At 49.2% G+C, this 23,639-nt stretch carries 22 protein-coding genes; 21 read left to right on the plus strand and 1 reads right to left on the minus strand.

Annotated elements, in window-relative coordinates; all coding sequences use genetic code 11:
- From M3202_RS09435 to M3202_RS09510, 16 genes are all read left to right on the plus strand, one after another.
- Positions 1–1,146, plus strand: coding sequence for a CaiB/BaiF CoA transferase family protein (locus M3202_RS09435; protein WP_251223098.1), 1,146 nt, complete (start codon positions 1–3; stop codon positions 1,144–1,146).
- Between the two features lie 147 nt (positions 1,147–1,293).
- Entirely contained in the window at positions 1,294–2,118 is an 825-nt protein-coding gene (locus M3202_RS09440; RefSeq protein WP_251223099.1) for an ABC transporter ATP-binding protein, read from the plus strand.
- A gap of 586 nt (positions 2,119–2,704) precedes the next feature.
- Positions 2,705–2,881, plus strand: a complete 177-nt coding sequence (locus tag M3202_RS09445; RefSeq protein WP_251223100.1) for a hypothetical protein — start codon at positions 2,705–2,707, stop codon at positions 2,879–2,881.
- Between the two features lie 23 nt (positions 2,882–2,904).
- On the plus strand, positions 2,905–3,150 hold the full coding sequence (locus tag M3202_RS09450; protein ID WP_251223101.1) for a hypothetical protein: 246 nt from the start codon (positions 2,905–2,907) through the stop codon (positions 3,148–3,150).
- Between the two features lie 80 nt (positions 3,151–3,230).
- A complete protein-coding gene (locus tag M3202_RS09455; protein WP_251223102.1) occupies positions 3,231–3,533 on the plus strand; it encodes a DUF4212 domain-containing protein in 303 nt (100 codons plus the stop codon).
- Positions 3,534–3,556: 23 nt separating this feature from the next.
- Positions 3,557–5,218: a sodium:solute symporter family protein gene (locus M3202_RS09460; RefSeq protein ID WP_251223103.1), complete on the plus strand. Its 1,662-nt coding sequence runs from the start codon at positions 3,557–3,559 to the stop codon at positions 5,216–5,218.
- A complete protein-coding gene (locus M3202_RS09465) occupies positions 5,181–7,109 on the plus strand; it encodes a DUF294 nucleotidyltransferase-like domain-containing protein (protein ID WP_251223104.1) in 1,929 nt (642 codons plus the stop codon). Before M3202_RS09460 ends, M3202_RS09465 begins: the two co-directional genes overlap by 38 nt.
- Positions 7,110–7,249: 140 nt before the next feature.
- Complete coding sequence (locus tag M3202_RS09470) at positions 7,250–7,909, plus strand: 3'-5' exonuclease (protein ID WP_251223105.1); 660 nt, start codon at positions 7,250–7,252, stop codon at positions 7,907–7,909.
- Positions 7,910–8,005: 96 nt separating this feature from the next.
- Positions 8,006–8,293 (plus strand): sporulation transcriptional regulator SpoIIID, encoded by a 288-nt coding sequence (gene spoIIID / locus M3202_RS09475; RefSeq protein ID WP_251223106.1) that lies wholly within the window; start codon positions 8,006–8,008, stop codon positions 8,291–8,293.
- A 109-nt stretch (positions 8,294–8,402) separates the two neighbouring features.
- Entirely contained in the window at positions 8,403–9,407 is a 1,005-nt protein-coding gene (locus M3202_RS09480) for a rod shape-determining protein (RefSeq protein ID WP_251223107.1), read from the plus strand.
- A gap of 29 nt (positions 9,408–9,436) precedes the next feature.
- Positions 9,437–10,258 (plus strand): flagellar hook-basal body protein, encoded by an 822-nt coding sequence (locus M3202_RS09485; protein WP_251223108.1) that lies wholly within the window; start codon positions 9,437–9,439, stop codon positions 10,256–10,258.
- A gap of 74 nt (positions 10,259–10,332) precedes the next feature.
- Positions 10,333–11,175 (plus strand): flagellar hook-basal body protein, encoded by an 843-nt coding sequence (locus M3202_RS09490; protein ID WP_251223109.1) that lies wholly within the window; start codon positions 10,333–10,335, stop codon positions 11,173–11,175.
- Positions 11,176–11,292: 117 nt separating this feature from the next.
- Positions 11,293–11,616: a DNA-directed RNA polymerase subunit beta gene (locus M3202_RS09495; protein WP_251223110.1), complete on the plus strand. Its 324-nt coding sequence runs from the start codon at positions 11,293–11,295 to the stop codon at positions 11,614–11,616.
- Between the two features lie 329 nt (positions 11,617–11,945).
- Positions 11,946–12,368 (plus strand): 3-hydroxyacyl-ACP dehydratase FabZ, encoded by a 423-nt coding sequence (gene fabZ / locus M3202_RS09500; RefSeq protein ID WP_251223111.1) that lies wholly within the window; start codon positions 11,946–11,948, stop codon positions 12,366–12,368.
- Positions 12,369–12,417: 49 nt separating this feature from the next.
- Positions 12,418–14,118, plus strand: coding sequence for a putative bifunctional diguanylate cyclase/phosphodiesterase (locus M3202_RS09505; RefSeq protein WP_251223112.1), 1,701 nt, complete (start codon positions 12,418–12,420; stop codon positions 14,116–14,118).
- A gap of 314 nt (positions 14,119–14,432) precedes the next feature.
- Positions 14,433–14,717 carry a hypothetical protein gene (locus M3202_RS09510; RefSeq protein WP_251223113.1) on the plus strand — a complete coding sequence of 95 codons (285 nt, stop codon included), beginning with the start codon at positions 14,433–14,435 and terminating at the stop codon, positions 14,715–14,717.
- 205 nt (positions 14,718–14,922) lie between these two features.
- On the opposite strand, the gene M3202_RS09515 is transcribed toward M3202_RS09510, so the two are convergent.
- Complete coding sequence (locus M3202_RS09515) at positions 14,923–15,834, minus strand: manganese catalase family protein (RefSeq protein WP_251223114.1); 912 nt, start codon at positions 15,832–15,834, stop codon at positions 14,923–14,925.
- Positions 15,835–16,028: 194 nt separating this feature from the next.
- On the opposite strand from M3202_RS09515, the gene M3202_RS09520 reads away from it, so the two are divergent.
- From M3202_RS09520 to M3202_RS09540, 5 genes are all read left to right on the plus strand, one after another.
- Positions 16,029–17,609, plus strand: coding sequence for a C40 family peptidase (locus tag M3202_RS09520; protein ID WP_251223115.1), 1,581 nt, complete (start codon positions 16,029–16,031; stop codon positions 17,607–17,609).
- Positions 17,610–18,308: 699 nt separating this feature from the next.
- A complete protein-coding gene (locus M3202_RS09525) occupies positions 18,309–20,009 on the plus strand; it encodes an IlvD/Edd family dehydratase (protein WP_251223116.1) in 1,701 nt (566 codons plus the stop codon).
- Positions 20,010–20,382: 373 nt separating this feature from the next.
- Complete coding sequence (locus M3202_RS09530) at positions 20,383–21,792, plus strand: N-acetylmuramoyl-L-alanine amidase (RefSeq protein WP_251223117.1); 1,410 nt, start codon at positions 20,383–20,385, stop codon at positions 21,790–21,792.
- Positions 21,793–22,198: 406 nt separating this feature from the next.
- Positions 22,199–22,921: a FadR/GntR family transcriptional regulator gene (locus M3202_RS09535; RefSeq protein ID WP_251223118.1), complete on the plus strand. Its 723-nt coding sequence runs from the start codon at positions 22,199–22,201 to the stop codon at positions 22,919–22,921.
- Between the two features lie 15 nt (positions 22,922–22,936).
- Positions 22,937–23,635 carry an RraA family protein gene (locus tag M3202_RS09540; RefSeq protein WP_251223119.1) on the plus strand — a complete coding sequence of 233 codons (699 nt, stop codon included), beginning with the start codon at positions 22,937–22,939 and terminating at the stop codon, positions 23,633–23,635.
- The last annotated feature ends 4 nt before the right edge of the window (positions 23,636–23,639 follow it).

Below are 23,639 nucleotides of genomic sequence, written 5' to 3' on the forward strand. Positions count from 1 at the left end.
ATGTCAGCACTCGAAGGAATAAAGGTGATTGATTTAACGCGGATCTTGAGCGGACCCTACTGTACGATGACGCTCGGGGACCTCGGAGCCGAGATCATTAAGGTGGAAAGCCCGGGCGGGGATGATACACGCCAATGGGGGCCTCCTTTTGTTGAAGACGAAAGCGCTTATTTTTTAAGCATTAACCGTAATAAGAAAAGCATCGTTCTTAATTTGAAGGAGGAGCGCGACAAGGAGATCTTCCTTAAGCTCGTCGAGGAGGCCGATGTCGTCGTGGAAAACTTCCGCCCCGGCACGATCAAGAGGCTCGGTATCGGCTACGAGGTGCTGAAGGAGCGAAATCCGAAAATTATTCTCGCTTCCATCTCCGGCTTTGGTCAGACGGGAACGTACGCGCAGAAGCCGGGCTATGATGTGCTGGCGCAAGGAATGGGCGGATTGATGTCCGTGACGGGAGAGCCGGGCCGACCGCCGACGAAGGCCGGATTTTCCCTTGCCGATGTCGGAACGGGGATGTGGGCTGCATTCGGCATTTTAGCCGCGCTGCTTGAACGCGACAAATCGGGGGAAGGGCAGTGGATTGATACGTCGTTACTCGATACGATCGTTTCCTGGTCGACCTATCATGCCGGCAATTATTTCGCTTCGGGCGAGGATCCGGTTCCGCTTGGCAGTGAGCATCCGAACATCGTCCCGTATCAAGTATTTGAAGCGGAGGACGGTCATTTTATTCTCGCGGTCGGGAATGATAAAATGTGGCAGACGTTTCTCGGGGCAATGAAGGATGAAACGCTTGAACAGGAAAAATATGCGACGAACGCCGATCGCGTCAGACAGCGCAAGGAGCTTGTCGCCTACTTGAATGATGTTTTTTCCAAGAAGCCGATCAAGCATTGGATCGAGCTGTTTGAATCGGTGAAAATTCCGTGCGGTCCGGTTAACAAATTCTCAGATATTCTGAACGATCAGCACATGCTCGAACGGGAAATGGTCGTGGAAACGGAACACCCGAAGGTCGGGAAGCTGAAAATGCTCGGCACGCCGGTGAAATTTTCAAGAACGCCGGCGCAGATCAAAAGCGCCCCGCCGGCATTGGGTGAGCATACGGAAGAAATTTTAAAACGGCTCGGCTATACTACGGAGTGAGGGATAAACGGCTCGGGCGGAACGGGGCCGTTGACACCGCCTGTCCCAATATTCGCACAAAAAGCCGGATCAAGGCAGGATTTCGACAAGAAACCGCAAATAAATAAGGATAGAGATCGTTATTTACGCTCGGATAGGAGAATGGTTATGAACGAAGAAGCGAAAAAACAGCATGTGATTGAACTCGAAGATATTGTCTGGAAACGAGACGGAAAGTATATTTTAAACTCCGTATCCTGGACGGTCGAAAAGGGGCAGCATTGGGCGGTACTTGGCTTGAACGGCTCCGGCAAAACGTCGCTGCTTAAGATGATTACAGGCTATCAATGGCCAAACGGTGGCGCCGTGACCGTCTTTGGACAACGTTTTGGACAAGTCAACATCCAGGAGCTGCGCAAATCAATCGGGTGGGTCAGTACATCATTGGACGACCGCTTTCAGAACCGGACGCGCGATACCGCTCTCGAAATTATCCTTAGTGGAAAAAACGCCTCCGTCGGCATTTACGAAGAGGTGACAGAGGCCGATATCGAAAAGGGCCGCAAGCTGCTTAAACAGCTCGGAATTGACCATGTCGGCAATCAATACTTTCCGTCGCTCTCCCAAGGGGAAAGACGGAAGGCGATGATTGGCCGGGCGTTAATGGCCTCGCCGGAACTGTTAATACTTGATGAGCCTTGTAACGGCTTGGACATTTATTCAAAAGAGGAGCTGCTGGCAACGATTGAAGAGATGTGCCAGGACCCGGAAGGCCCGACATTGCTCTATGTCACTCATCATATCGAAGAAATCGTTCCTTCGGTTTCCCACGCCCTCCTGCTCAACAAAGGAGAAATCGTCGGCTCGGGCGAAAAGCACGCCGTACTGACCGAACCGTTGCTGGAGCAAACGTTCCACGTACCTGTCGCCCTGCAGTGGGAAGGCGAACGGCCGTGGGTGCGGATTACTGCAAAGCGGACGATTACAAACTGAGTGCGATAAAACCTTCAACCACCCACCGAACCAATCTTTTATGATTGCTTCGGTGGGTGGTTTTTTGTGTCGGCGTTAAGCTAATATAGCGGAGGCGGGAATCGGAACCTTATTCCGCTATTTCGCATTCAGCCCGCTCGTTGCGCTTACGTGAGGAACCTCATTCCGCTATTGGCCGCTACAAGGAGGGTAGACCGCTTATGAGAGCCTAATAACGGAATCTCGTTCCTTGTAAGGTGAAAAATTGCCTTGAATAAAGGAATAGAGGAATCACGTTCCGCTCAAAGTTCGAGCGTGCTGAAAAAACTTTCCCTTTTTCAAAAAATGACTGAAAAAAATTTAAAAAGGCAAAATTAGCCGATTTTCTTTTGCTAGCGTCGATATAGCCATAATTTCTAACCTTTTCAAACATTTGCCATACTTGACAGTTGTCTTAAAATTTGAAATAATGTGTACTGCAACACCTCGAATGCTATCTCTTTAATATGGCGGAAGCCTACTGTTAGTAGCTGTGAAACGTGTTATAGAGTAGTTGCAGTCTTTATTATCTTTTTATGGTAGCGCTTTCAAGAAAGGGGAGAATCTATTGCTGTATGTCTTCTTAGGAATTACACTGCTCGCTATTATTCTAGCTTTTCGTTTGAGAAAACCACTCATCCTCTCCGTCCCTTTTGCGGCGATCTTTCTTTATATGATCGTTCAAGTGGCGATGGTCCCTCTTGGTTTTTTTGAAACAGTGCGCTTTATCTTCGGCTTGCGTTAAAAATGGGAGTGATAGGTAAACCAATGACGGACTATTCAGTTTGCCCGAAATGTCAACAGCCATCATGGAAAGAAATGCCGTTTGCGCGTTATGTGATCTTTCTTAGTGCCCTTCCTGTCCTCGTTGCCCTCTGTTTGACGTTCATCATTGATCCGCTTCTTATTCTTTTTGTGCCGATTGTCCTGTTACTCAATATACGGGCGGCGAAAAAGCGTATTCGGCTCGGGCGGTGTCAGACGTGCTTTTATACAGGGCCGCGCGCCTCATAATCTGCGCCATTGAAAGGGGGGATGCCTGCCGGAGTTCGTCGGAAGTTCACGAAAGGAAAAAGAAAAAAGGAGGAAGCTAGATGAGAAAAATTGATAAACGTGTTGCTGAAGCCTATTTTCGGGCACGGACTTGGCTTGTTGTGATCTGTCTGATCATTGGGGGAATTGTGTCCTTTGGTGTCGTTGCCTTTGCTGAAGCGTTATCGAGCTTTACGATCTTAGGCATGCCGGCGCATTACTACATGGGAGCGCAGGGCGCCGTCGTCATCTTCGTCATCCTGCTTTTTGCAAACGCTGTCATCAGTGACAGAATTGATCGGAAATTCGGGATTGATGAGGAGCAAAATACACGGGTCAGCTCAGGAAAAGTATTAGACCATTAAAAAAATAATGAGGGGGTTCAATAATGGACCAGCAAACACTCGTATCGATTTTGATGATTATTGCTACCTTTGGCCTTTATATTGGAATTTCTGTCTATAACAGAGCGAAGGCGACATCGGACTTCTACGTCGCCAGCCGTGGCGTTCCTCCATTGTGGAACGGGATGGCGATCGGCGGTGACTGGATGAGTGCCGCTTCTTTTATCGGGATGGCCGGTACAGTGATGGTGATGGGCTATGATGGGTTGGCCTACATCATGGGCTGGACCGGGGGCTATTTATTCCTCACCTTCTTACTGGCGCCGCAGCTGCGCAAATATGGCCGCTATACGGTCCCTGAATTTATCGGCGACCGTTTTGACAGTAACGCCGCCCGCCTGATTGCGGCGATCGCGACGATTATTATCAGCTTTACATACATTATCGGACAGCTTTCCGGTTCGGGCGTGGTGATCGGCCGAATCCTCAATATTCCGGCGATGTATGGCACGATGATCGGGGTAGTCGTTATCGCGATTTACGCGACACTCGGTGGAATGAAGGGGATTACGTGGACCCAGGTGGCTCAGTATATGATTTTGATCGTTGCTTATATCATTCCGATCGTATTTATGTCGCTGCAAATCACAAGCAATCCGCTGCCGTGGCTGACGTATGGAGGAATTGTCGATCGGCTCGGGGAACTCGACCGGGAGCTTGGGTTAAGCGAGTATTTTGCTCCGTTTGCCGAAAGCGATAAATCGCAGTTTATCGCGCTTATGTTTACGTTGATGGTCGGGACGGCCGCCCTGCCTCACGTCATCGTCCGCTTCTATACCGTAACAACAATGAAAGCAGCGCGCTGGAGTGGAGCATGGGCTCTTGTGTTTATCGCTCTTCTTTATTTATCTGCTCCTGCCTATGCCGCCTTCTCCCGCTTTATTTTAATGACGCGCGTCGCTGACCAGCCGATTGATCAACTGCCTGCCTGGACGGAAACTTGGGTCAATACGGGATTGCTGCAAGTGGCTGATACGAATGGGGACGGCATTCTGCAATGGCAGGAAATCATCATTTCGAATGATATTGTCGTCATGGCGACACCGGAAATCGCCAATCTTGGTGTGTTTGTCATCGGCTTGGTCGCTGCCGGGGCGATGGCGGCTGCCTTATCAACAGCCGGAGGTTTGCTCATTACGATTTCTTCCTCCTTTGCCCATGATATTTACTATCGCCTTGTCAATCCGCAGGCGAGCGATCGCAGACGGCTTGCTGCCGGGCGCTGGGCGATTGTGCTGGCGACGGTCATCGCCGGAATCGTGGCGCTCAATCCGCCAGGGGTGATTACGCAAATTGTTGCCTGGGCGTTTGCTCTTGCCGGTGGAACCTTCTTCCCGGTGCTGCTTCTTGGCGTGTGGTGGAAGCGGATGAACGCTCAAGGAGCGATCGCCGGGATGCTCGTCGGCCTGTCGGTGACATTGACCTATATCTTTTTGGCGCGGGCCGGCATTACGTTTTTAGGAATACAGGATACCGGCGCCGGCATTATCGGTGTGCCGATTAACCTGATTGTTTGTTATCTCGTTTCGAAAATGACGGCGGCTCCGTCGCAAAAGCTGCAGGATGAAGTCGTTGACCTCCGTTATCCTGAACAAATGAGCTATCGCGATGGCGAGGTTTGGATGGATGAATCCACTGGAAGATAAAGAACAGCTGGCCCGGATACACGAGCATCCGCTTTTTGCCGGGCTCCCGACAGGGGAGCTTGGCGGGCTGCTGGCTCAATGCGGGCTGAAACGATATCAAAAAGGCGAGAGGGTACTGTATGCCAAGACGCCTCGTCAAGGACTTCTGCTCATCCTCCAGGGGATGGCAGAAGTTTTTGTCGGACAGAGCAGCCAGAGGGAGGTCCTGGAAGTTCTGGAAAAGGGAGATATGATCGGTTTTTCGAGCCTGGCTGATTTCCTGGCAGAAAAAAACAGGCAGCGAGAGCGCTATCCTGTTGAAGTGAGGGCGATCGAGGAGACGCTTTGTCTCCACATTCCCTATACAGTGATCGAGCTGCGCTGGCATGAGCCGGCTGTCCGCGACTTTATTTTAAAGCAGGTGACCGTGCGGCTGCGCGATATTTACGCCTCGTTAGCGGAACAGGTTACGCTCGCTAAGCAATGGGGTGAGAGCGAGCCTTTCATTCGCCGCATTCACGATGTGATGAAAATGCCGATGATTAGCGCTGATATGGAGGAGGATGTCCGGGATGTGGCGGCGGCGATGGTCGGACAGGCGACGAGCTCGGTTGTCGTCCTGAATGATAATGATCAATTGATCGGGATTATTACCGAGAAAGACCTTGTCGAAAGAGTCGTCGCAAAAGGGCTGGGCGCAGGGACGGTTGCTCGTGACATTATGACGCCACATCCCTACATTATTTCCAGGGACGCTTTTTACTACGAGGCGATGTCCGTCATGCTGATGAATGGCATTAAGCACCTCCCTGTCATGGACGGAGGGCGGGTCGCCGGAATGGTCAGTCTTTCCGATTTGCTCCAGCAGAAAAACCGTGGCGTCACAGGGGTCATTCAAAAGATCGAAGAAGCAACACCGGCGACGGTAGACAGGCTTAAGCCGGCAATGTATGAAGTTCTTTCCTACTTGATTCAGGATGAAATTCCGGTCGTTCACACGCTCGATGTAATGACAAAGCTCTATGACCGGCTCGCGCGCCATTGTGTCGAGCTGGCACTGAACCATTTAGCTGAGAATGGTTCAGTGGGACCGCCGGTTGCGTTTGGCTGGTATATGATGGGCAGCGGCGGGCGCGGCGAACAGTTTATGCTGACAGACCAGGACCATTTCCTCGTTTATGCTGACCCGCCGAATGAGGCGAAGCGGAGTGTTGACCAGTATTTTGCTGAGTTAGGGAAGGAGATCGTTCGTCAGCTTGAGCTGGCCGGCTACAAACGCTGTGACGGGCTGATGATGGCCAGTGAAGACAGATGGCGGGGCGCAATCTCGACCTGGCAGGAGCGCCTGCGAGGCTGGAGTCTGCGCGCGACGAATGATCATGTGCTGCTCGCCAATAATTTTTTATCATTTCGCCATCTGTATGGCGACGAGGAGCTGCATGATCAATTTACTGCCATCGTCAGGGTGCAGCTCGTAAAATCACGGATCTTTCTTTACCGGATGGCAGAGCTGGAAAAGGAGCATCCTGTTCCACAGCTGGATCATCCTATCCGCGCCTTATTCAGAATGAAACGGGAAACCATTGATGGAAAGAAGCATGCTCTGTTCCCTCTGCATCACAGTATTCAACTGCTGGCGGCGAGGCATGGAATCGTTGACGGAACGCCGCTTGAACTGCTTGAAAAGCTGATTGAAACGAACGTTCTTTCCCGGGAAACGGCCGATGATCTCCGCTTCGCCTACGAGGTTATTCTGCGGATTCGGCTGCAAAGCGCGTGGCATGCTCATCAGCGTGGCGAGCCTTCGTCGAGCGAGATTCATTTCAGCCGGTTGCGCACAAAGGATAAGGAGGAACTGATTCTTGCTTTACGGGCGATCCGCTCTCTGCAAAATCAGGCGATCTCTTTTTAAAAGGACGGATCGTCTCGACTCTGCTTTTAAAGAGATCCACTTCTATTTGTGAGAAACCGGCTCACGAAATCGTGGTAGTTGCGTGATCCATGAAAGAACCCCGCCCACTGCTTCTACGTCGCTTAATGGGAGGTGCTACTATGTTTAAAAAGAAGCCGTCTTTGCCGCATACGCCTTATTCGGAGTATCCGTTAAACACCTCGCTTCGTGAGCTGACGTTTACGGTATTTGATACGGAAACGACCGGGTTCGCCGTAGGGGCAAACGACCGGATAATCGAGCTTGCCGCCGTGACAGTGCGGCAGCTGGAAGTTGAGCAGAGGACATTTCAGACGTACGTCAATCCATGCCGTGAGATTCCAGCTGAGATTACAAGGCTGACCGGTATTTCCGGGGAAACGGTCGAGAACTCTCCTCTGGCGCTGGAAGCGCTCGAAGCATTTTTTGATTTTGCGGATCAAACGGCAAGCGGCATTTGGGTAGGACATTATGTTGCCTTTGATATGATGGTCCTAAAGAAAGAGGCCCAGCGTCACGGCTATCGGCTGAATTTTCCAATCTGCCTTGATACATTAAATCTGATTGGCTTTATCAGTCCTTCCAATCAGATGCTTGATTTGGAAAAATACGCTTTGCAATTTGGCACGAAAATCTTCAACCGTCACGAAGCGCTCGGTGATGCGCTGACAACAGCCAATTTATTTTGCGCGCTGTTAATCCTGCTTGAACAGCGCGGAAAAAGAACGCTTGCCGACTTGATTGAGATCAGTGAAATGAACAGCCGAATGCTCCAATTCTGAAAAGTCGCGCTCGTCCCCCTAATAAGATGGTATATCTGCCTATGAACCCTAATAAACTGTACCAATCACCATCACAGAATTAGGGAGGCGAGTCGTGTGCACGATTACATCAAAGAGCGAACTATCAAGATAGGCAGGTATATCGTCGAGACGAGAAAGACGGTGAGGACAATAGCCAAGGAATTTGGAGTCTCGAAAAGTACCGTACACAAAGACCTCACGGAACGCTTGCCAGAGATTAATCCCGAGCTGGCAAATGAGGTAAAGGAAATACTTGAGTACCATAAATCAATCCGTCATCTTCGCGGGGGAGAAGCGACCAAAGTCAAGTATCGCAAAACGCAGGACCAGCCATTATCATCGATTGTAAAAGCACGCCAATAAAATTTGGAAAATCCATCCCTGTTCGAACAAATTTGTGGTAGAATTAACAATTAGGTAAATCGTAACAAGAAATGCGACTGATGTTCGGAAAACAGGGAGGCAAGGAAACATGTTTGGTCGAGATATTGGAATTGATTTAGGTACGGCAAACGTCCTTATTTATGTAAAGGGAAACGGCATCGTTTTAAATGAGCCATCCGTTGTCGCAGTTGATACAGCCACAAAAAGAGTTCTTGCAGTAGGAGAAGAAGCGTTCCGCATGGTTGGACGTACACCAGGAAATATAGTTGCCTTACGTCCGATGAAGGACGGAGTGATCGCAAACTTTGAAATGACAGAATCGATGCTAAAGCATTTTCTCGGGAAAATTAATGTAAAGAGTCTTTTCTCAAAGCCCCGTATTTTAATTTGCTGCCCGACAAACATTACGTCAGTCGAGCAAAAAGCAATTCGCGAGGCGGCTGAGAAGAGCGGAGGCAAAAATGTGTACTTGGAAGAGGAGCCGAAAGTAGCTGCAATCGGCGCTGGGATGGATATTTTTCAACCGAGCGGTAACATGGTCGTAGACATCGGCGGTGGAACAACAGATGTTGCTGTTCTTTCAATGGGTGATATTGTCACCTCCTCTTCCATTAAAGTAGCGGGAGACCGTTTTGACTCCGATATTCTTTCTTACATTAAAAAGAAGTATAAGCTGTTGATCGGGGAGCGAACATCGGAAAGCATTAAAATGCAGGTTGCAACTGTATTTCCAGGTGGACGTCAAGAGGAAATGGATATCCGTGGACGTGATATGGTCAGTGGACTTCCGCGCACAATTACGGTACACTCGAAGGAGATTGAACATGCCTTGTCGGAGTCGGTTTCTTATATTGTACAAGCTTCCAAACAAGTGTTGGAGCAAACCCCGCCAGAGCTTTCGGCAGACATCATTGACCGCGGTGTGATCCTGACAGGTGGAGGCGCGCTTCTGCATGGAATTGACCAGCTTCTCGCGGAAGAGCTGAAGGTTCCGGTCGTAGTCGCGGAAGAGCCGATGCATTGTGTGGCAAAAGGGACAGGGATTATCCTTGAGAACCTTGATCGAATGTCGAATAAGAAAATCCGGATTTAACGAGTAAAGCTCAAAGGAGGCTTGACGCCATGCTTCGCGGAATGTACGGGGCTGCGGCCGGCATGATTGCCCAGCAGCAGCGCCAGGAAATGCTTACGAACAATATTGCAAACGTCAATACGCCGGGTTTTAAAGCCGATCAGGCTTCTTTGCGTTCATTTCCGAACATGCTGATTCAGGCAATGGGAACGCAGGAAATGCCGGCGGGACAGTCAAGACCGATTGGCACGTTGACGACAGGTGTGTATCTTCAGGAACGGATGCCGAATTTTCGTCAAGGAGACATGATGGAAACTGGCAATAACACGGATGTGGCGATTTTACAAGGTGTGATGCCGGCAACGGAATCAGGCCGGCCGGGAGCGCTTTTTTTCGTCGTGCAAAATGATGACGGTGAACTGCGCTATTCAAGAAACGGGAATTTTACCGTTGATGGACAAGGGTTTCTGACGACTTCTGAAGGACATTATGTGCTTGATACAGCGGGAAATCCGATCCAGGTTGATAATGAGGAGTTTCGTGTGAATGAAGCCGGACAAATCATGACAGCGGCCGGGGCGCCGATTGCCCAGCTTGATCTCGCTTACGCTGATGACCCACTGCAGCTAGTGAAGGAAGGCAGCGGTTTGTTGCGTTTTGAAGGGGAAGGCGAGCTGCCGACGGCTGTCGGCAATGATGAGCTGACCTATCAGCTTCAGCAGGGCTTTCTGGAACGTTCAAATGTCGACACGGCAAGAACGATGACGGAAATGATGAATGCTTATCGCTCATTTGAAGCGAATCAGCGCATTTTGCAAGCCTATGACCAAAGCATGGACAAGGCTGTTAACGAAATTGGCCGGATTGGATAAGAAACGAGAACAGAATGCGTAAAGTAAAGGATAAAAAAAGAAAGCTACGGGTTTCCTTATAAGGAGGGGGACGGATGAACAGTTCAATGATAACGGCGTCGGTGACGGCTGGGCAGCTTCAGCAGAAGCTTGACACCATTTCGAATAATATCGCCAATGTGAATACGACGGGATTTAAAAGACGGGAAGTGACGTTTTCCGATTTGCTCCATCAGCAAATCAACAATCAAACGAATCCCAATTATGAAATGGGACGATTGACGCCGGCCGGGTTGCGCTCAGGCGTTGGCGCGAAAGTCGCTTCCACCGCGCTTCGTCTTGATCAAGGTTCCCTGGTCGGAACCGACCGTGAGCTTGATTTTGCGATCACGCAGCCGAACCATTTCTTCCGCATCGGTATCGAGGAAAATGGAGAACAGATCGAGTATCTTACGCGGGATGGTGCCTTTTATTTGAGCGAAGATCCGGATAACCCTGATCTCGTCACGATTGTGACAAGCAACGGCGACTTTCTGTTGAATGGCGGATTTGAACGCATTTCTTTCCCGCTTGATTTCGAGGAGATTCAGCTTAGTCCGGAAGGGATGCTGAATATTACGTTAAATGACGGGACGGTGCTCAATGCGGGGCAGCTGGCGCTAACACACGTCCATAAGCCGCAGCTGTTGGAAGCTGCCGGAAATAATCTCTACCGTCTCCCTGACTTTGCTGCACTGGGCTATGCGGAGGCAGATATGCTCGAAGAAGTGCCTGGAAATGAAGGGCGGCTGATGCAGGGCTCACTTGAAGCGTCAAATGTTGACCTGGGCCGGGAAATGAATGAGCTGCTGACGACCCAGCGCCATTACCAATTTACGACAAGAGCGATGTCAATTGCCGATGAGATGGCGGGGCTGGTCAATGGGATTCGGAGATAACCGTCGATAGGGAAGAGAGCTTCTTAGTTTGCTTTTTGCTAAGGACTTAGACCGGATGAATGAGGCAGCGAGTAAAGGTGATCCGCCAACCCTGTCGATGGATTCAAGGAGAAAACGATGACTGAACAAGATTCACGGCTGAAACAAACAAAACGAGAGAACGCCGTTCAAGCCGGCAGTGCTAAGCCAAAGTCAAGGGAAGAACGTCGGCTGGCAAGCGGCGACGAGCATAAAAGCGCAAGCGGCCGTAAGAGCAGGAGGAGACCGCGTTTGCGTCTCATCCCGATCTGGCTGCGTATTCTTTTGTCAATCGTGTTAATCGGCGGCAGCCTTTTGCTCGGATTGATCGTCGGGTACGGCGTCATTGGAGACGGTGATCCTGCCGACGCTCTCAAACCGGAAACATGGTATCATATTTTAGACATTATCCGGGGTGAATAACACCACGGTTTGAGACCGTAGACAAAACGGCTTTGGGATAGGACTCTCAAAGCCGTTTTTGCATTTTTCGTAAGGTTTTCCGGAGAGGACCGTGTCGGTTTTGTGTTCCTCCAGTGCTTTCCCGCTAGAGAAAGCGGACGGATAGGAGGGAAGGGCAGGTTGCAGTTCAACCTTGATTACAAGTGCAGAGCGGCGCCGTTGCCGTCTTTTCTTTCTACGATAGGTGACAAAATGATAACATCAGATGTCAACAATCAAGCGGCGAAGCGCCACCAGGCTGCGTGAATATGGTATAATAACAAAAAGAATTCAACTAAGAGGTGGATGAATTGCTAACAATTGAAGAGATCAAAGAGATAATCCCCCATCGCTATCCATTTTTATTAATTGATCAAGTCCTTGAAGTCGAAGAAGGAAAGCGTGCGGTTGGCATAAAAAATGTTTCAATCAATGAAGAGTTTTTTAACGGACATTTTCCCGACTATCCTGTAATGCCTGGCGTCCTGATTGTGGAAGCCCTTGCCCAGGTTGGGGCAGTGGCGCTATTAAAGTCGGAGGCAAATCGGGGAAAGCTGGCCTTGTTTGCCGGTATCGACAATTGCCGTTTCAAACGACAGGTGAAGCCGGGAGATCAGTTGAGACTGGAAGTTGAAATTACACGTTTGAAAGGTCCCGTTGGGAAGGGACATGCTCTTGCTACAGTGAATGGAGAGGTCGCAGCAGAAACGGACATTACATTTGCCATCAAGTAATGTGCTTTGCAGACAATGTACTTCATTTAATAAGTGAGGGGGACCAGAGATGAACTCAGCTTTTATTCGTTTTGCACAAAACCACAGAAATGTAGAAACGCTGTTCAACTACATGAACGATGGCTTATTGCTGACGAATCATCGGCATGAAATCATTGCCGTTAATTCTGCATTTCAGCGTATGACAGGCTATACATTAAAGGATATCGCGGGCATGAACCCCAGTATGCTCGAATCCGCAAACACACCGAAGCATGTCTATGACGAAATGTGGGATTCAATTAGCCGTAATGGCTCGTGGACTGGCGAGCTGTTAAATGAGCGCAAAGACGGGACGCTCTTTTGGTCTTTTCTCACCGTTACACAAGTAGAACAGCCGCAGCCGGAGGATAGCTACTGTATCGGCATTATGCGCGATATCAGTGAGCGGAAGCAGCAGGAAGAACAAATGAAGTATAATGCTTCTCATGACACGCTGACGCAGCTGCCTAACCGGGTATTATTTAAGGACAAGCTTGAGGACGCTCTCCAGACGGCGGCCGAAAACGGAAAAAAAGTGGCCGTGCTTTTTCTTGATTTGGACCGCTTTAAAAAAATTAACGATTCTTACGGCCATCAAGTCGGAGATCAGCTGCTGGTGAAAATGGCCCGGCGCATTCAGCGGGTGATCGGCGAGGATGGCGTTGTCAGCCGATTCGGCGGCGACGAGTTCACGATTTTTTTACCCGATATGGATGAGGTGATCACGGAGGATGTGATCTCCGCTTTATTTGCCGCTTTTGAAAAGCCGATCATCGTAAATGAAAAAGAACTGTATATGTCGATGAGCATCGGCGCCTGTTTTTTTCCGGAGCACGGAAAAGATGCGGAAACGCTGCTGAAAAACGCAGACAGCGCGATGTACCGGACAAAAGAAGAAGGCCGTAACCATTATCAGCGCTACGAGCAGGGGATGAATGAGACAACCGCTGACGAGCTTTCCCTTGAGACGGAACTGCTTAAAGCGATTCGCCGGCAGGAACTCGAAGTATATTACCAGCTGCAAGTCGACATTGATAAACGGATCCCTTTTGGAATAGAGGCGCTCGTCAGATGGAATCATCCATTGAAAAATGTCCTTTCCCCGGCGGTTTTTCTGCCGCTTGCCGAAGAGATGGGCGTCATCGCGGAAATTGACGAGTGGGTCCTGAATGAAGCGTGCCGGCAAACGAAGCGATGGCATCGCGAAGGCTTTGGAGAGCTGATCGTCTCCGTTAATGTTTCAAAAGAGTTTTTTAAACGCCCTGACTTTGTCAGCCGTGTTGAACAGGCTCTGCTGCGGGCCGAGCTTGATCCGTCTTATCTCTGTCTGGAAATTACAGAAAAAACAGCCATTTTACAGGTCGACGAAATTCGCGCCAAATTGAATCAGCTCAAGCAGAAGGGTGTCGCTGTGTCATTGGATGACTTCGGCACGGGCTATTCCTCTCTCAGTCAGCTGAGAATGTTCCCGATCGATACGTTGAAAATTGATCAATCGTTTGTCAGAGGACAGGGTTCACCTGAGAACCAGGCGATTGTCAAGCTGATCATCGCGATGGCCAACAGCTTGAATGTCTCCGTTATATGTGAAGGAATCGAAACGGAGGAACAGCTCTCCCTTATTCGCAATGAAGGCTGTTATAAAGCGCAAGGCTATTTGTTCAGCCGGCCTATTCCCGCAGACGAATGTAAGGGCGTCATGGAAAGGCTGATTCGATCATTTACATAAGCATATGTATAAAAGCTCGATCAATGGGTAAGCCTATACAACAAGGGGTATAGGCTTTTTCTGTTTGACTGGCAGCAAGCGGAGCAGGCTGCACATGGCGAAGATGTGTCAAAATGAGTTTTTGTTTTGACAAACTTTTGAAAAACCATGTGATAAGTTGTGAAGCTGGCAAGACATTGCCAAAAAAGCCAGTAATGTGTAGACGTTGTTGCAGAGACTTGGTAAGATACACACAGGCTAACGCGAGAGACATGTATGTCCGTTAGTCACATATCTAAATTTGGGGGTAATTGATTATGAAGAAGAAATTTTTAATGACAACAGCAGCAGCTGTCTTATCACTAGGACTATTAGCAGCATGCGGAGGCGCTGAAGAAGATCCAGCACTTGAGCCTGATACAGAAGTGGAAGATCCAGCTGATCCAGCTGATGCACCTGCTGACGCACCAGAGTTAGATGCACCTGAAGATCCAGCAATGGATGGGCCAGCGGACGCAGAGCCGGAATTAGGTGAAGATCCGGCTGACGAAGGTGAAGATGACGCACTATTAGACGAAGAAGAACCAGTTGACGAGCTAGAAGAAGATCCAGCTAGCTAATAACATTTCATACAAAAGAAAAAAGGGAATACCCACAACAGGACGCTCATGTCTCAGCAGCTCGTTTTCTGAGGATGATGGCCGTAAGGGATGGTTGGAAAGGTGAGAGCCTTTCCAACCATCCCTTTTTCTTATAGGAGACAAAAACGGTCAGGGGCTGGGAATAAGGCAAAAACAACCTTATTCCCAGCCCCTAAAATGAGTTTTAATGGCTTTGGATCGCTTCCTGTTCATACTGGGCTTGTGCTTGCCCGGCAGTTGGCGGTGTACCGTGCACATAAGGCGGGGCAGGCGTAAGCTCTGGCGTTTGCCCCATTGCTTCAGGCTTGGCAACATATTCAAATGAAGCCTGGCCATCCATGCTCTGACCATTGGCCCAGCGCCCGGCTTTGCTGTCTTCCCCGGCGGAAAAGTTCATGAACGAATAGGAGACTTCCTGTTTTTCAAGCTCCTGAGGGAACGTGCTCGGCACAATTGGCTTCTGATTTTGCTCAAGCTCCTCGATCGCCGCCATCCACTGATTCTGATGCATCGTGTCACGAGCCAGAAGGAAGGAAAGCATATCCCGCACCCCATTGTCGGTTGTCATCTCATACAACCGGGCAACTTGAAGGCGTCCTTGTGACTCGGCATTCAAGTTTGCTCTGAAGTCGGCAAGCATGTTTCCGCTGGCGATCATATAGCGGGAATTCCACGGATAGCCGACGCTGTCGACAGGCTGTGCGCCAAGACCGGATACGATCATATGCTGCGGGCTCATTCCGCTTAATACCGTTTTTACAATTTGATCCTGCACATCCTGATTGCCCCCCATCGCCGAGTTCAGGACCGGATTCTGGGCAGCCTGCTCCTGCTCACGTGCCGGCGCCTGATCAAGCAGCTGGGCAATCATCGTCGAAATCATTTCAACGTGGGCGATCTCCTCTGTACCAATATCAAGCAGCATATCACGGTATTTTTTCTCGCCGCGGCAGTTCCAGCCTTGAAATAAATATTGCATCATCACGCTAATCTCGCCAAACTGTCCTCCGAGAATCTCCTGCAATTTCTTTGCGTAGACAGCATCGGGCTTATCCGGCTTCGCGTTATATTGAAGTTCTTTCACATGATAAAACATCAATGTCCCCCTTATTCGTAATTGAATTCGTCTTTTCTAGCTTCTCCATCTTCGCGATGAAAACACTTTCCATTTAGCTCCAACAATTCCAGCACTGCATCAATGTACAGTCAGAAAATTCTCAAATGGACAATTTTGCCGATTGTGAAGTAAAATAAAAGAAAACAGAAAATGATGAAAGGTGGGAACGGTTGATGGCCGTCCATTTGACGATAGATCCAGAGGGAAAGCAGCAGTCTTCTTCCTCGCCGAAAATGAAACAGGTGATGCTTTCATCGACATTCGCGACCGGCCTGTTCTTCACATCTCCCTTGATTACCGAGGCGGCACTTGGCGATCAGCCGCTGCAGGAGGGGATGACTCATCCGGATGTGAAGCAGCTGCAGGAAGCGCTGAAAGAAAAGGGGCACTTCACCTACCATACGGCGACCGGTTATTACGGCACCATCACAAAAGAGGCAGTCGCCTCCTTCCAGCGCAGTCACGGACTTGAGGTGACAGGACAAGCTACGAGAAGCACGATTGATGAGCTTCTTTCTTCGGCCGGCAAAGCTGCGGCCGGTTCCACCAATTCCGGCGGAGTGGTGCAGCAGGTGCTGCGTCCGGGTACAACGAGTGAACAGGTGAAGACACTCCAGCAGCAACTGAAGGAAGCCGGTTATTTTGACAATGACATTACCGGCTATTACGGACGGGCGACTTCCGCTGCCGTACGTTCGTTCCAGCAGGAGAATCAGCTTGCCGTTGACGGAATTGCCGGGCCGCAGACGTTGAACGCGCTGCAAAATCGTAACGTGGCGACTATCGCGCCGGTTGAGCACAAGCTGTCCGCTTCCTCCGTCCAGACAAGCAGCATGTTACGCATTGGTTCAAAAGGACAGGCCGTCAAGGACGTGCAGCAGCGTCTTGCTGATCTTGGTTTTTATAAAAGCACGGCAGACGGAATTTTTGGAAACAGCACCGCCAGTGCGGTCAAACATTTTCAACAACAGCAGGGAATTACGGTTGATGGTATTGTCGGTCCGCAAACGCTGCGCGCGCTTCAATCTCCGGTATCCTCTGTATCGGCCAGTGTCGTCAGCAAGGAACCACCTTCCGTGCAGCCAAAGCCGCCTGTCGAGAAGACACCACCACCGGCTCAGGAAAAAGAAAAACCGGTTGAACAGCCGAAAGCGCCAGACTCGGCATTATTGAAGTTCGGCTCCGAGGGCCAGGCGGTGAGCGATCTTCAGACGCAACTGAAGCGAATCGGTTTGTTTAACCAGTCGGTCACCGGCTATTATGGCACGGTAACGGAGCAGTCGGTCAAAGCATTCCAGCGCCAACAAGGATTAACCGTCGACGGTGTGGCTGGACCGAAGACGATTGAGAAGCTGAATGCAGCAGCGGGCAAGTCCACGGAACCCCCGCAGGAATTTAACGCCTTGAACCTCGTCGCCGATGCCTCCGAACTGCTTGGCACCCCGTACGTCTGGGGCGGAACCACGGTGGCGGGATTCGACTGCAGCGGCTTCATTTCCTACGTCTTTGCGAAAAACGGCATTCAATTGCCGCGCACCGTCGCCGGAATGTGGGAAGTCGGGACAGAAGTGAAAGAGCCGCGCGTCGGCGACATCGTCTTCTTTGAAACCTATACAAAAGGACCATCCCATGCCGGCATCTACATTGGAAATGGACAATTCACCCACAGCGGCACCTCAACCGGCGTCGCAATCGGCAGCCTCGAAGCCGCCTACTGGAAAGACCGCTACCTCGGAACAAAACGGATGTTTTAGGTATAAACTCAAAAGAGTGTTTTTCCTTTTGAGTTTATGCCGAGGCAGTGAGCGGAGTCTGCGCAAGGGTTTTAAAGCAGTCAGGCAGGTGATTTTCCTGCCTGATGCTGCGCGCAGAACGGAGCCACTGCAAAACTGCGAAGCCGTGCTACATTTTAGAACATGGAGAGGAGCGGGTTCTCTTCTTCTCTATGCATATGGCGAGTGGAGCCACTGCAAACAGGGTAAAGCGAGTTTTGTCTCAAGCTCTAAGCCGTAAGTGAAGTCTGCGCAAGGGTTTTAAAGCAGTCAGGCAGGTGATTTTCCTGCCTGACGCTGCGCGCAGAACGGAGCCACTGCAAAACTGCGAAGCCGCGCTACATTTTTAGAACATGGAGAGGAGGAGGCCACTGAAAAACCTCTTTTTCCGTAACTCGAAGAAGTGTAATGGCTCCGCGCGTTGCGCGCCTTGCTACGGGAAGCCCACTCGTAGCAAGGCTTTCAAAATCAGGCAACGGCTACGCTCATTACGAAAAAGCTGCTGGAAAAGTGGAAATCGTACTTTTTCAGCAGCTTCGAGAGGAGCGGGGTTCTCTTCTTCTCTATGCATAATGCCCGCTCATGTAAGCCGAAGAGGATGTTTTTTCCCTTTTAAACGTAAAGCATATGTTTGGCCTTTTATTTTGAAAGCGCATTCAACGATAAGGAAGGCGGGAGAAGATGGAAAAGAAGAAACAAACGTCTTATGGGGATGCCGGCTTCAGCCGGTTTATCAAAATGGCGTTTCAGCGACATCTTGGACATGAGGAAGAGGATTTCGATAAGCCGGTCATCGGGATTTGCAATACGTTCAGCGAGGTCAATCGCTGCCACAGTCACATTAAGCCGATGATTGAGGTGATGAAGCAGGGTGTGTTAATGGCCGGCGGCATTCCGCTTGAATTTCCGACCACTTCCATTGGAGAGATGTTTACAAGCCCGACAACGATGCTTTACCGCAACCTGGTCGCGATGGATACAGAAGAAATGATCGCGGCCCAGCCGATTGACGGAGTGATCCTGATCGGCGGCTGCGACAAAATGCTGCCGGCGCAGCTGATGGGAGCGGCGAGTGCCAATAAACCGGCGATTGCTTTTACGGGCGGGCCGATGGCCAATGGGGAATATAAAGGGAAGACGCTTGGGGCCTGTTCGGATTGCCGCCACTTCTGGCAGGAGTACAAAGCCGGCACGGTCTCAGAAGAAGAAATACAGGAGATTAACAGCAGGCTGGCACCGACGGCGGGGCATTGTATGGTAATGGGGTCCGCCTCGACAATCGCCGCCTGTGCCGAAGCGCTTGGGATGATGGTGCCTGGTGCAGCCGCTGCACCGGCGACCGAAAATGAGCGGCTGCGGCTGGCAAGAGAAACCGGCAAAACAATTGTCACTGCCGTCAAGCGCGGACTGCGGCCATCCGATATTATGACCGAAAAAGCGTTCAGCAATGCGATTCGTACGCTGCTTGCCGTCGGCGGCTCGACCAATGCCGTCATTCATTTACTTGCGATTGCCAAACGGCTTGGAATCGGCTTGACGCTTGATCGCTTTGAGACACTAAGCAGGGAGACGCCGTTTTTGGCGAATTTACGGCCGGCAGGTGACTATCAGATGGAGGATTTTTATCGTGCCGGCGGCGTCCCTGCGCTGCTGAAGGAGCTGCAGCCACTTCTTTATGATGAAGAGATGACGATTACCGGGCAGACGTGGAAGCAGATTTTAGAAAGAATAAAAGTAGATGAGGTCTACCGCCCGATTATAAAATCGCTCGACGAGCCGTTGCATAAAGAAGGCGGTATCGCCGTTCTGAAAGGGAATCTTGCACCAAACGGGGCGATTATCAAGCCGAAGGCGGTAAGAGACAGTCGTCTGCTGTCCCACCGAGGCAAGGCGGTCGTCTTTTCGTCCATTGAAGAGATGGAAAAGCGGGTGAACGACCCGGAGCTTGAAGTTGATGAAAATAGCGTGCTGATCCTGCAAAATGCCGGGCCGGTCGGAGCACCGGGGATGCCGGAGGCGGGCATGATTCCGATTCCGGAAAAGCTGCTTAAACAGGGTGTCCGTGATATGGTGCGGATTTCGGACTGCCGAATGAGTGGAACGGCATTTGGCACGGTCGTGCTCCATGCCGCCCCTGAGGCCGCGGTTGGCGGGCCGATCGGACTGGTGCGTAATGGCGACTGGATAGAGCTTAATGTCGAAAAAAGGCAGCTGATTCTCGACGTGGCGGAAGAAGAGCTTGAAGCCAGACGGAAGCAATGGCGGCCGCCCGTCTATGACGACTACCGCAGAGGTTATACGAAGCTGTACCGCGAGCATGTTCTCCAGGCAGATGAAGGCTGTGATTTTGACTTTTTGCTGCCGCCAAACGAAAAAGCATAAGAAAAAGAAGCGGGCTAAAGGATGTTTCCATTTGGCCCGCTGTTTCATTTGTGCAGCGAAGAAGAAAGCCCCTCTCTTATTCTACTAGACGTTTCGGACTACAAAGCAGAGAAAGAGCGAGCTGGTTCCCTTTGTTTCGCCATTTTTGACATAAAGATGAAATTTCTCTTTTTTTTTATGTAAAATAAGCCAAAATCACCATCATTTCGACGGCAATCTGTGTTACTATTTCCATTAGACGGATATGAGTCATTAAAGTTAATTTCACTAGAATGAAGCTATGTGTATCATTACTCTATGAACGCTATACATATTAAACGCAGCACCACACTTTAATAGACTCATAATGATGAAAATAGAATGGAGTGATGCAATGCGCAAGCTAACGTTTCTTACAATTTTATTGACCTTGGTCTTAACGCCATTCATACAAGGTGAGGGGCAGGTTGTACAGGCACAAGGTCCGTTTCCTGATATGCCTTCTTACGGAGGCAGTGAAATCACCCGTTTGTATCAGGATAACATCCTTCAAGGAAATCCGGATGGAACGTTGCGGCCAAACGATCAAGTAACGCGAGCAGAAGCGGTGACGCTGCTCGGACGGGCGTTGAAGCTCGATGGAACACAGAGAGCGACGAAATTCTCTGATGTTTCGGCTAATCACTATGCTTCAGGCTATATCGCCACAGGAACAGAACGTGGCCTGATCGCCGGTACAACGCCAACGACGTTTTCACCGAACTCTCCGGTGACGAGAGCGCAGATGGCAGTATTCTTATCACGCGCGTTTGATTTAAAGAGCACGCGTGTCGATGTTGTCTACCGTGATGTCAACGCGAATACGTTCGGCGCCACGCAAATCAACGCGATTACGACAGCTCGCATTTCAGCGGGCTATCCAAATGGCACATTCGGTCCAAATAATGGGACAACCCGTCTCGAATTCGCGCTTTTCCTCGCAAGAGCGCTTTATCCGGAATACAAGCTGCCAGAATACCAGCCGGATCAGGATTTGCTTGATTCTGTCGCGACGCGGGCCGTCGTCTACAATGCTCCAGAAGGCTTGAACGTCCGCTCGACACCTGATACGAGCCGGGCACCGATCGGCAGGCTGAGCAATGGCGATGTCGTGCAGTATTATGCGACAACAGGCAACTGGGCCGTCTTTACGTACCAAGGGCAGACAGCCTATGTTTCACTCTCCTACCTGCGTGCTCCATCAAGCGGCGGATCTGGTTCCCTTAACGGGAAAGTAATTGTCGTCGACCCAGGACACGGAGGGCAGGACCCAGGAGCCGTTGCAAATGGCGTCAGGGAAAAGGATGTCGTCCTCAATGTCGGCTTGAAGCTCAAGCGCCGTTTGGAAGCGGCCGGTGCGACCGTCGTCATGACGCGCTCATCCGATGTCTTCCTCGAACTGAGTCAACGGGTGGCGATTGCCAACAACCGCAATGCCGACGCCTTTATCAGCGTGCATGCCAATGCAGCCGGAAGCAGCGCGGCCAGCGGAACGGAAACGTTTTGGCACAGCAATTATGCAGCAGCTTCGAGCAAAAAGCTCGCCGATTCGATTCAAAGTGAATTAATCAAGAAGCTGAAGACGAACAACCGCGGCGTCAAGGAAGGCAACTTCCATGTCATTCGCAACTCACGAATGCCGAGCGTCCTCGTCGAAGTCGGCTTCCTGACGAACGCAGAAGAAGCGCGTAAGCTGGCATCTGATTCCTTCCAGGAGGATGCAGCCGAAGCAATTTATCAGGGCGTGCTTAATTTCTTTAAGTAACTAACGCGCTCCCTCCCAGAAAGTCCAGTTTTCTTCCATCGTGGAAGAGAGGCTGGGCTTTTTGTTTTCCTATTCCCCGAAAGAGAGAAAACAAAGCGGGAAAAATGTAAATTTAAGAAGACTTTAATAATATTGAAGCCTAATAAACAATCTAATAATCAAAAGAAAAGATGACTTCTTTATAATTCGCAGGGGCATCTTTTTTTGATTCTCAGCTAAACCTCAGACTCTTCAGCAATAAACAAAACAATCTTAATTGATAAATAAATTTTAATTATCTGAAAAAATATTGACAAATTTATATTGATAATGCAAAATTAAATTAATGTTTTAATAATTTAATAAAGCTTTTAAAAAGAAGTGGATTTTTTAAGCTAATATACTGTGAATTAGGAGCTATGATTTTATGGAAGGGTTTACACCAATCAGAAAAAAGAAAATTAGTGAAGAAATTGTCCACCACATATGTAATATGGTGCATGATGGTGATTTGCAGTCTGGTAGTAAATTGCCATCAGAAGGAACATTAGCAGAAAAATTTGGTGTTAGTAAAACGGTTGTCAGGGAAGCGATGAGTGTGCTTAAGACAAGTGGTGTGATAAAGGGACTTCCCGGTTCAGGTAATTTTATTAATAATTTAGATGGCGGTTTGTTTGTTACTTCTATAGCACCGGCTTTACTGGATAAAGAGTCGGTGTTGGAAATATTTGAACTTCGAAGGGGACTTGAAATTGAAGCGGCTTCTTTGGCTGCAGATAGGGCAACGTTGGAAGAAATTGAAGAGTTGAGAGAGATTAATAGGAAATTAAGTGAAGCGAAAATATTGGAAGAAACCATTGAGCAGGATTTCAGATTCCACGAGTGTCTTATTAAAGCTACTCATAATTCTTCTTTTATCAAGGTTTTCTCAACCATTTCTACTCTGTTTAAAAATGGTATTAAAGAGAATAAAATGAAATCAATAAATATACCTGGCCGTCAAGCCGAGGGTGTTGATGAGCATAATAAAATTATTGAATCAATACAAGAAAAAAATAGCCAACAAGCTCGCAAGAATATGAGGAATCACTTACAAAATAATGAGCTCAGAACTTGGAACATTGATTTAAAACCTAATGAAAAAAAATAGGAAGAGGTGGCTGATTTGGAAGCAGGTTTTAAAATAATTGAAAAAGTACCTACGTTACCAAAAGAGTTGATTGATGCTTATCTTGATTTACCTACTTCAAATATTGCTGATGTCATGTGGAGAGTGAACTCGATTGGTGGTGAAATTAAAGCAATCCATAAAAATGGAATGAAGCTGCTAGGCAGGGCAATTACTGCCAAGGTGCCTCCAACCGATAACCTTATGATGCACAAAGCAATAGAATTAGCTTCCCCTGGTGATGTGATTGTTGTCGATGCAGGGGGGACTTTAAGTCATGCGACTACGGGCGAAATTATGTCCAGATATGCAAAGAAGAAAGGAATCAGAGGATTTGTCATAAACGGAGCAGTGAGAGATGCAGATGGGATTAATAGCTTACAGTTTCCTGTATATGCAAAAGGGTTACAGCCTCGGGGGCCATATAAAAATGGGCCGGGTGAGGTGAATGTGCCAGTTACATGCGGTGATGTGGTAGTACATCCGGGTGATTTGGTTATTGGAGATTTAGACGGAGTCGTTATAGTACCAAATCAATTTGTAGAAGAAGTTGCTAGAAAGACAATAGAAAAAAGCCAAGCTGAAGAAAGGATTTTTGAACAAATAGAAAACGAATCGCTGGATCAATCGTGGATTGACCAAGTATTGATACAAAAAGGAATTAAAAAGGAGTTAACGATAAATAAAACTCAATAAGTGG

This window comes from Halalkalibacter oceani (assembly GCF_023715605.1).
Classification (GTDB): Bacteria; Bacillota; Bacilli; order Bacillales; family Bacillaceae_D; genus Halalkalibacter; species Halalkalibacter oceani.